A 9614-nucleotide genomic window follows, 5' to 3' on the forward strand; every position below is an offset into this window, starting at 1 on the left:
ATATAACAACAATTGTACCTTGAAAATATCATGGGAGTTTAAGGTTTTTTAATAAGGAAGTATTTTAGCTATGGATATAACAAAAGAGCAGGTGAAGAGACAATTAGAAGTATTGACAAAAATAAAAGAACTTTTTGCTGGGCAAGAAAAAGAAGTTATTTTGAGAGGTATAGAATTAGTAAAAAAAATATTGCAGTTTGAAGGCGAAACGGTATGTGTAGATTGTGCTGAGAAATTGTATGATCTACTGGATAACGATGATTATGGCCTAGTTATTTTGCAGGAGCAGGAGGAAAGTGAAAAAAGGCTTGCCGCATTTAATTGTGCGATAGATTCAATTGCTATTTCAAGTCGCTATGCATATGAATTAGCGGGTCAAATATATTTTCCTGAGCCTATAGAAATGGTGTCAGAAGATACATTTATTCACCTGAATATTGAATTAGAAAAACTTAATATATAGTAAAACATCAATGATTCAGGCTAAATTAATGGTAAGGAGCATATGTTAATATCAAAATTTTCAAATTACAATCAGCAATTAAATGAATTGTCTGAAAGGAATAATCTGGTATTTGATGTAGATTATATTAAATTTATGGAATTGTATAATGGGGGAGATACGCCTAAGACAGTAATCAAAGTTGGTCGAAAAAAAGAAGGCATTAGAGCATTTTATGGGTTTAATGTTAGCAAAAAACAGTATTCGTTTGAAGCAATCTTAGATTTAGAAATAGGTGAGGATTTGATTGAGAAGAAGATGTTTCCTATAGCTTCTAATGAGTATGGAGATTTTTATGCTTTGGATTGTTCGTCGGAGATGAGTGGAGTATATGTAATAAGGCATGACAATCTCGAAAGTAAAACTAGAATTGCTGAGAGTTTTAGAGAATTTGTGATGAATTGTAAAAGTGAAAAGATAGGTCATATTCGAACAATTGAGGAGAGAAAGAATGATATGATAGCAGCAGGCTTAGGGGATACAATTTCAGAAATAGCAATTCGCAATTGGCAAAAGGAAATAGATAGATATGCGAGATATTATCAAGAGAAAGTAATTATTTAAGCTATAAATAGTGCTCCGGATATGCTAAGGAGCGTTGGAGAATCAGTAGATGGAGTCAAGCTGACAGGAGTAGCGGCTGAGGCTGATGATTTCTTTAAAGGCGAAAACTTCAAAGCAGCAGACAGCTTTAATGACAGCATAGATGCCACAAAGAGAGTTTGAAAGCAAAAAGTATAGGATGAATAACAATATGAATATTGATGTGCTAAATAGTTTTAAGAATATCTTTATGAATTATGATAATTTGAGTTCATTCAAAGCATATTACTTGGCCTTATGCAAATGGGTAAAAGATAATAAAGAAGTGTTTGATGCGAATATGGATGATATGGTTCGTCTTGATATTCTATTATCATTAGATGTTGATGAGTACGTTTTGGAATGTAACACCAATGGCATTGTATTGAGTAATGAGAAAAAAAGAATAGGCGAATATGATTATTCGGATACAGAAGGATTACTGATGGCTATTGTTGATACTTTATGGGATATGGTAACCATTTCAGCGGATGCTGATTGTCAAAATTGCTATTATGGAGATATGCGTTATATAAAGATAAATAATCCCAAAGGGAAAATAGTGCTTGAATGTAATGACTGCGGACATGCTATGAATCTTGATGGGACAGCATTGAACGAGGAAATCATTAACTATATGCCAGCTTCACAGACTGAATTAAAAAGTCAAAGAAATTCTTTAAAGGAAAAAATGAAAACACACATTGTCGATGATGAAAATGATGACGAGATGCTAGCAAAGATGCTACTTAACGCAGCTAGGCATGCCTATGATAATGGAAATAAGATGGCTTTTGTTGCACTTATAGGAGGGCAAGGACCCTGGAAGTGTGCTACCATTCCGGAAATGCCACATCAAGTTGATATTTTATTGGATACAATTCATGCTGCTTATGCTGAGGATAAGGATTCCATGCTAGATCTAAGGTTTTGTGAAGCCTTAGATAAGCTAGTGACAATATCTATGACAATTCCGAGTTTATCTATTCTGATAGATACAATAAGGTACGAGATAGAAAAAGAGCAAAAAGGTACGAATAGTTTTAGCATAGATAAAGAGAAAACACTGGATAGGCCGAGAAAACTTATTAATTCTAATAGAGAAATATATAAGAATGGTTTTTCTGAATTTGATGAGTGGCTTGAAAATGAGAGGAATTATGTCATAAAGACTTGTGGGATAGATATAACATAACATTCTAGATGCAAGAAGAGGAAGAAATATGTATGGAATACGATTTTGTATTAATAAAAGACAATGTCTTTTACGATGTTACAGAAGATGAAATTATAGCGAGTGAAAATGAAATGAATTTATCATTTCCAAGGGAACTGAAGGTGTTTTGGTCTAAGATTGGTTATGGCTTTTTGAGTTCAAAAAAAGGTAATATCAATCGTATTATGGATCCGGTTTCTGTAAGAGATTTCAGAGCTAAAGAAGGTGATTTTGAGTATATTCCTGATGTGGATATATATGAAATATATGAAAAAGACAAGCTTATTTTCTTTGAAGCTAATGAGAGTGCGTATATTTCTATTGGAATCGGTCCGGATAATAATGGGAAAATATATTACTATGATGTTGAGATAGCTGAAAATTTAAGCGATTTCTTATTAAAACTAATTAGTGATGATAATTACTATGTAGATATGAAATTATAAGCTATAAATGAGTTCCAGTATGGCCCAAATCATATGCCGTTTATAAAAAGGGAGAAACTGAGAAAAGGAAAAGATATGTACGCAGTAATTAATAACAACTTATACTGGTATCAGCATTTTCGTGGAAAAACTATAGTTTTGGCAAGAAAGGGTCAGCCGGTTGATTATACTTTTGAGGAAAAAGGTGATGTTTTCCAAAAAACAGTAAACATTGATGATGCAGAGATTTCGGATGTTTATAATGTGAAATTTTACGTAGGATACAAAGATTGCCTTGTTGAAAATAATGATATTTGGGAAGTAGGAGATGGATTCCCCTCATCAAGACCTTATAGGATTGAGAATGGCGAGGCTTGTATTGGGACTTTTGGTGCTGTCAGTGGTAACGGTTGGGAAACTAATGGGAGAGATGAAAGCTACAAAATCATACAATTGTCTGACTGCAGCAGTTTTAGCGCTGAATATGAATATAGTAAGAAGGATGGTGTAGTTTGTTCTGAACCCGTAACGCAGAAAGTCGAGTTATCCAGGGAAGAACTAATCACGCTAGTTTTAACACACAGAGTATAAAGACGGAATAATAGGAAAGCGAAGATTATGTAATTGTTTGTAAGAAGACTAAACAACTGGGCATATTATAGGCTTGAGGGTGGCATAGATGCTTTACCCATAGGACTTCAAATGGGAGGTGATTTTCGATGATTAGGGAACATAAAGTATCATTATGGCTAGGAAGTTTTGAGAGCGTTGCTGAATTCAATACTTTTATAAATATTGCATATGATGAGGATGGTAATCAGATACCATCTAAATTCCAGGAAACTTATGAGATAAAGAAATATGACATGAATGCAATAGAAACAGATTGGATTGATGAAGGGGTGGACAATGTTGAAGAACTATTGGAAGGCTTTTCTGCAGATGAAGAAATTATACCTGCTTTCAAAGAAATGCTGAAGGACAGAGATATTAAAATGTATAACAGCATTATTTTATTGTATAGGTACGAATATGATGGAGAAAAAACACATGAATCTAATATGGATTTCATAGGTGTAGTAGATGGATATTAAAATATTAAAAGCAGCAGCCAAAGCGAAAGTTAATATGGCTCATAGGGCGTATCTGGACGGAAATTATATGATTTACCCTGCTGTTATTGCTGGAATAGATACCTATGGAATTGAGGCGTTTCCTGGAGCAGGGCATCATTTTGATTTTGTGATAGATGCAATTTATGAAAAATATGATGAAGATAATGATGCTCAAGTAGCTGTGGCCTTTAAGGAAGCCATTTATAAATTGATGGAAGTAGTAAATGGGTTTCCATCTTTAGAGAGGCTTGAGCGTATCATTTCGTACATGAATAAAAAAGAGCAGAAAGGTGAAGCGAAAATAGATTTGAACATAGAAGAAATAAATACAAAATTTTCAAATCTAATTGATGAGAAATATGAAATATTAAAGAATGATAATCCACAGTTAGATAATTGGATTGCACGAATCAAACAGATATTTTGGGAAGATTATGGAGTTGAGATTAGCACAAAGCATTAACCTATAGGATGGCGAAGACAATGTATAAATACTACAAATTTGATGATAGTGACGCTGTTGCAAAAAGAGAATCTGCGTATGTGTATCTTCTTGATGATGCAGGAAATTGGGTTGAAAAGCCAAGCCTTCTAAGGAAATTTATAGGTGGAGATTGTGACTACGAGGAAATATCTGAGAAAGAAGCAGAACTTATAGTACAGCAGAGAAAAGCAAAATTGTAAGACGAATGGTAGTAAAGCATGGAGGAGTTTTTTGATTCGGAAGAGGATAAAAAGGTGATTACTGGCACTTATGCAGTATTTAATGGAAAAAAATATGAGGCTTGTTTTGTTAAAAGTGATAGAGTTACTTTTCAAGACGAGAAGCTAGTTGAGATTTATTCAAAAGAGCCTGTTGAAGAAGATGGATTGGAGAAATATGGTTTCGGTAAGTATCTATGTTATAAAAAGGTTGTTGATATCGAAGAACTGAGTGAATTTTATAACATAAAGGAAGTCTGTGACTATATGGGACAAACTTTTCCAATAGTCAGGAAAGATGGTGATACTATTAGAATTTTCACCCAGGATCCATCATTTGAAACAAAGGGATTCATTCAAGATGGAAGAGATGGATTTGTTAAGGAAATTCAAGTTTCCGATGCCATGATCAGATATGTCAAAAATGATTATTATAGCACATATATGATTGGAAAGTTGCTTAGAGACAGGATGGGGGATGAATATGATAAGGAGTACGCTTTTGGAATTTTGGGTGATAGGTCAAAAATAGGTATAAGAGGATATTTTCAAAAGAATGAATCGTTTTTTATATATGAAAAAGACCCGGTTGGCTATATGACATTTAACTATATAATAGGACCGTTTAACAAAAGGGATATTGTTTATGCATGTGCTTTGCAGCTGGGGAAAGAAAATCTTTTTGAAGACTATAGATTTGACCAGGCAGCTCAGGATGTGTATGACAAAAACCGTTTTGGTAGCTACTCTGAATTTAAGCGTTATATTATTACTAGTTGTAAATACTAATAATAACGTGGAAAGATGTAATTAAGTACTACAAGGATTTTCGAGTATGGCTGAAATAAACAAAACATTACTAAATGATTTTAAGCAGGAATATTCTGCAGAAGAATCTTTGCTGTTAAAGTACAAGAGTGTTGTTCCAAACTCTGTTATTTCGATGTGGAAAGAGTATGGATTTGGCTCTTTTTATGAAGACTTTCTTAAGGTAATTAATCCTGATGATTATAGAGAATTAGTTGAGAAGAGCTATTTTAATGGGGCCAATGCGATACCATTATTGATTTCTTATCTTGGAGACGTGGTTGTGTGGGAAGATAATGATCACGTCACTCTGATTCAGTATAAGAATTTCAAGTACTCAAGGATTGCAGATTCAATTGAAGAGTTTTTTACAAAATTATCAGATAAAACCTATGACAAACTTTTGGACAAGAAATATTTTGAAGAAGTTATGTATGCGGGACCTATTACAGAATATAAGGATTGTTTTGTTCAAAGGCCAATGGTAATTCTTGGTGGGACAAAAGACCCATTTCGAATGTTTAATATACAGATAGATAAATTTCTGGATATTTGCTATAGGTTGATCGGAGTTGTTGGCGGAGAAAGAAGGTCTTTTGGCGATAGAGTGCCCGAGGAGTTTAAATTGTATTTCGGTGACAGAGGGGAAAGAAAACTATCGAGAGCCCAATTTATCAGCGAAATGAATTCCCAGCAGTGGGAAAGAAAAATGTATTATGGCATTAACATAGATAAAGATGGCCCATCCCATGCAGGCTATATCTTCGGCTGTTATTATGACGAGTCTAATAAGATGTGGGTAGTTTATCAGACAGGTGAACGAGGAGTAGTCTATGGAGAGATTTCTTTTGATTCTGAAGAGGAAGCTCTTGGCGAACTTAAAAATCGTATTGAGGAAGAAATAAGGCAGCATTCCATGTAAGACAGCTGTTTATGATGGGGAGAGTTTAGTGAAAAGAATTAAGCAGTGCATTGCACTTTTGCTATGTCCAATAATACTATCTGCCTGCGCAGGACAGGCGCCAGAGGAGCCTTCTAATGAAGTTACAGAAGAGACTTCAAATGAATTGACTCCAGATAATATTCCTGAGTGGAGCAAAGCATATGCAGAGTATTTAAGAACTGGTGCGGAGTATATTTCTTTTGCCGATGGTGGGAGTGAACTTTCATATACTCTGATCTATCTGGACGACGATGATATTCCGGAGCTTTTCGTTGATACTGGCATAGAAGCTAGTGGTCAGATGGTTATTACTTACTATGATGGCAAGATTGTAGAGCAGTATCTTTCAAGAATCGGATCCCAGTACATTGAAAAGAGTGGTCTGATTTATACCGATACAGGACATATGGATTACTATCCAATAAGCATAACAAAGCTGGAAAATGGCGTGTTCACAGAAATTGCTTCAGGTATAAGATATGTTTCTGAGGAAGATTTCAAAAAGATGGGAGAAGATGAGAACTACCCATATACATTGACTTACGAATGGGGCGATGAAACTGTGACCGAAGAAGAGTTTAATGCTCATGTTGCCGAGTACTACGATGTAGATAAGGGTAAGCAGCCGGACAACTATTATTCATATGATGAGTTCTTGTACCTTTTGGAGAATGGAAAGTGGTATTCTGCAGACCATAAGTATGAACTAATTGCACAGGACTGCTCTTGGAACGATGCTCAAAAGATATGCCTTGAGAAAGGTGGATATCTGGCAACAGTGACTTGCACAGATGAGGCAAAAGTTATATCTGAGCTTATTAAAGAAGAGGGACACACGGATAAGGCGTTCTTTGTTGGCTACAGATCCTGTGAATGGGTAGGAGATACTTTCTGCAGTTTCAGATGGATAAATAAGGATGGCTCCTATCAGGAAGTAATGCCAAGCATGTATGACTTTTGGGATTACCATTCTCCAGGATATGATTACACCAAAAATGAGTGGTCTTTTCAAGGCGGCGAACAGGAAGTAGGCCTTGCCAAGTTTTTTGAAGAAGATGGGATGATTTATATCTTTGATGCTCCAGATAGGATATTAAATGTGTCACCGGAGTATACTGGGAAGCTTGGATTTGTTTGTGAGTACGATTGATAAATCAGGTACTAAATTATATTAAATAAAAAATATAGATGAACAGCTATACTAAAAAATGATATTAAACTAAACGCACACAGAAGAGGAAAGAAAATGGAGCATATATGGAATTATTAGATAGTGCTGTGGATATAAAGGTATATAACTATAGTGACAGGACCGTTCACAGCGAGAAAGGCCTTGTCCTTTTTAAGAAAGACAAAGACAATTTTATTGTTGCGGGTATAGGAGAAGAGTGCGAGAGATACTGGATGGACCTGTCAGATCCTGAGAATTATTTACTGGTAGTACCAATATCGCTAGGAGTAATAACAGATTATCCTGTGGCAGAAAAACTCCTTAAGTATATGCTGAGCAAATATATATTTACTGTAAACGGAAAGAAAAAGCTCCTTAAAAGAGCTAGCAGAGTGCTTTTAGTTCTTCATGAACCATGTAGTCCGATAGACCTAAGAGCATATGAGGATCTTTTGATGTTATTAGGTTATAAGAATGTTCATATGATTACGTCAAAGACAGATTTGGGTGGGCTGACTGTAGAAGAAGCCATCTGGAAGATGGAGGAGACTCAGGGGAAGAAGTTTGATTGTGCTATAGAGATCACAAAAAATAACCACTTTGAGTATGCTAAATATTCCTACGAAAAGCTTCTTGATGATTTTAAAAGATGGGGTGTTGAGGCTTCTGAAATAATTAAGTAACTTGATAAATGGAGAGAAAAGGAATGAAATGTGTAAAATGTGAGTGCGAGATGATCCAGGCAGAGCTTACTGGAAACAGTATTTATCCGCTGATCTTGAAGAATAAGAGGAACGGTATACTTGATTCAGAAAAGCGGCGTGCCAGTCACTGTGAAGAAAAGTTCACGGTGACTGGTACTTATATCTGAGTGGCTTGATGAACAAATAGGAGGATCTGTTCCAGGATATACATGGCATCACGCAGAGATACCAGGAGTTATGCAGTTAGTTCCTACTGGATTACACAACATTGTGAGCCATAATGGAGGAAGATCACCAGGAATGTGGGCTGACGCAGCACGATAATTGAGAGAGGAGAAAACTAAAAATGATAGTGGAAATGAAAAAAGAGTTTCTTCCCAAAGTAGATGAAACAAATATAAAAAAAGAGGAAGAAATGTGGAGATTGAAGCTGCCTGCTGATTATAGGGCATTTTTATTGGAAACTAATGGTGGTATTCCACAGAAAAATGAGTTTACTTACAATAATCGCAAGAGAATGATAGAAAGCTTTCTTTGCATATTAGAAGATACTGAGAATAGCGAATTTGGAAGTTATGATATTGATGTAGTGTTAACTCAAATCGAGGACAGATTAACAGACAATGAAGACTTGGTAGGATGTGAAGTGTTGCCTATAGCGGAATTATTTGCAGGTGATTACTTATGCATGGATTTTAGAAAAGATAAGGATTCACCGGAAATATGTATATGGAGTCATGAAGAGTCAGAGGAATTAGATCCGGTAACATATAAGGTGGCAAATACATTTACAGAATTTGTGGGGATGTTGTATAATGCGTAAAAAAATGATGAAGAGATTTTTGGCAGTTATAACTGTGGCGATGACAATGCTAAATTGTGTGGCGTGTGGAAATGCCGTAGATAGCGAAAAACTTGAAGAAACAAAAGCTCTTTTGGATGACTGCGATGCAATAAGCATAACCTATGGTAATAATTATGAGAGAAGTAGTATGAAGCGGCGTGCCAGTCACTGTGAAGAAAAGTTCACGGTGACTGGTACTTATATTAAAATATTGAAATCGCCTGTTATGATTGTATTTTACAACCAATCAGCTACTGTTGATGTGAATGTTGCACAGGTTAGCGATGAATTCCAAAATGTCAATTATGAAAAATTCAACCATTCCATGTGTCAGTATCTGGATAGCATTGAGCTGGCTATGTACAGATAATATAAGAATTAGATGGATGAATCAAGTAAGAGCTTCCTTCTGTTGATATTTGCAGAGCAGAAGGAAGCTCTTTTGAACTCGGAATATCTTATTGTGCTGTGCTCAAAGAGTACTTGCTTATCAACTTGGGTAGAGAGGGAGATAAAGCTTTTTTTGCAGAATCATCCAAGGGAAAATGTTCTGACGGTACTGGCAGAGGGGGAACCTCAAGATGTGATTCCCAGGATCTTGCA

Annotated in this window: 18 protein-coding genes; all 18 read left to right on the top strand. The window is 35.5% G+C overall.

From position 1 onward, the window contains the following. Positions 1 to 70 precede the first annotated feature (70 nt). Complete coding sequence (locus BLO53_RS12065) at positions 71 to 463, top strand: Imm6 family immunity protein (RefSeq protein WP_092061964.1); 393 nt, start codon at positions 71 to 73, stop codon at positions 461 to 463. A gap of 42 nt (positions 464 to 505) precedes the next feature. Further along, positions 506 to 1066 (top strand): SMI1/KNR4 family protein, encoded by a 561-nt coding sequence (locus tag BLO53_RS12070; protein WP_092061968.1) that lies wholly within the window; start codon positions 506 to 508, stop codon positions 1064 to 1066. Between the two features lie 21 nt (positions 1067 to 1087). Beyond that, complete coding sequence (locus BLO53_RS19255; RefSeq protein ID WP_176757266.1) at positions 1088 to 1228, top strand: hypothetical protein; 141 nt, start codon at positions 1088 to 1090, stop codon at positions 1226 to 1228. Between the two features lie 28 nt (positions 1229 to 1256). After that, a complete protein-coding gene (locus tag BLO53_RS12075) occupies positions 1257 to 2279 on the top strand; it encodes a hypothetical protein (protein ID WP_092061971.1) in 1023 nt (340 codons plus the stop codon). Positions 2280 to 2311: 32 nt separating this feature from the next. Further along, the gene (locus BLO53_RS12080) at positions 2312 to 2746 is read left to right on the top strand and encodes an SMI1/KNR4 family protein (RefSeq protein ID WP_026490305.1); all 435 of its coding nucleotides are present in this window, start codon (positions 2312 to 2314) and stop codon (positions 2744 to 2746) included. Positions 2747 to 2821: 75 nt separating this feature from the next. Next, complete coding sequence (locus tag BLO53_RS12085) at positions 2822 to 3316, top strand: hypothetical protein (protein ID WP_092061974.1); 495 nt, start codon at positions 2822 to 2824, stop codon at positions 3314 to 3316. Positions 3317 to 3444: 128 nt separating this feature from the next. Next, on the top strand, positions 3445 to 3819 hold the full coding sequence (locus BLO53_RS12090; protein ID WP_092061976.1) for an immunity 22 family protein: 375 nt from the start codon (positions 3445 to 3447) through the stop codon (positions 3817 to 3819). Beyond that, on the top strand, positions 3809 to 4303 hold the full coding sequence (locus BLO53_RS12095; protein WP_092061979.1) for a hypothetical protein: 495 nt from the start codon (positions 3809 to 3811) through the stop codon (positions 4301 to 4303). Before BLO53_RS12090 ends, BLO53_RS12095 begins: the two co-directional genes overlap by 11 nt. Positions 4304 to 4323: 20 nt before the next feature. Further along, positions 4324 to 4524: a hypothetical protein gene (locus tag BLO53_RS12100; RefSeq protein WP_092061982.1), complete on the top strand. Its 201-nt coding sequence runs from the start codon at positions 4324 to 4326 to the stop codon at positions 4522 to 4524. 18 nt (positions 4525 to 4542) lie between these two features. After that, entirely contained in the window at positions 4543 to 5331 is a 789-nt protein-coding gene (locus tag BLO53_RS12105) for a hypothetical protein (protein ID WP_092061985.1), read from the top strand. 46 nt (positions 5332 to 5377) lie between these two features. Continuing rightward, entirely contained in the window at positions 5378 to 6271 is an 894-nt protein-coding gene (locus BLO53_RS12110) for a GAD-like domain-containing protein (RefSeq protein WP_092061988.1), read from the top strand. Positions 6272 to 6299: 28 nt separating this feature from the next. Beyond that, the gene (locus BLO53_RS12115) at positions 6300 to 7442 is read left to right on the top strand and encodes a C-type lectin domain-containing protein (RefSeq protein WP_092061991.1); all 1143 of its coding nucleotides are present in this window, start codon (positions 6300 to 6302) and stop codon (positions 7440 to 7442) included. A 107-nt stretch (positions 7443 to 7549) separates the two neighbouring features. Further along, complete coding sequence (locus BLO53_RS12120; protein ID WP_092061994.1) at positions 7550 to 8146, top strand: rod shape-determining protein; 597 nt, start codon at positions 7550 to 7552, stop codon at positions 8144 to 8146. Between the two features lie 23 nt (positions 8147 to 8169). Next, on the top strand, positions 8170 to 8334 hold the full coding sequence (locus BLO53_RS19260) for a hypothetical protein (protein WP_176757267.1): 165 nt from the start codon (positions 8170 to 8172) through the stop codon (positions 8332 to 8334). A gap of 16 nt (positions 8335 to 8350) precedes the next feature. After that, entirely contained in the window at positions 8351 to 8491 is a 141-nt protein-coding gene (locus BLO53_RS20010) for an HNH endonuclease signature motif containing protein (protein ID WP_442857215.1), read from the top strand. A gap of 22 nt (positions 8492 to 8513) precedes the next feature. Next, positions 8514 to 8990: an SMI1/KNR4 family protein gene (locus BLO53_RS12130; RefSeq protein WP_207648478.1), complete on the top strand. Its 477-nt coding sequence runs from the start codon at positions 8514 to 8516 to the stop codon at positions 8988 to 8990. Further along, positions 8983 to 9381 (top strand): hypothetical protein, encoded by a 399-nt coding sequence (locus BLO53_RS12135; RefSeq protein WP_092062000.1) that lies wholly within the window; start codon positions 8983 to 8985, stop codon positions 9379 to 9381. The genes BLO53_RS12130 and BLO53_RS12135 overlap by 8 nt, the downstream gene beginning before the upstream one ends. A gap of 12 nt (positions 9382 to 9393) precedes the next feature. Further along, a partial coding sequence (locus BLO53_RS12140) for a TIR domain-containing protein (protein ID WP_143003245.1) occupies positions 9394 to 9614 on the top strand: 221 nt, incomplete at its 3' end.

Origin of the sequence: Butyrivibrio sp. INlla14, from assembly GCF_900102515.1 — a bacterium.
Lineage (GTDB): Bacteria > Bacillota > Clostridia > Lachnospirales > Lachnospiraceae > Butyrivibrio.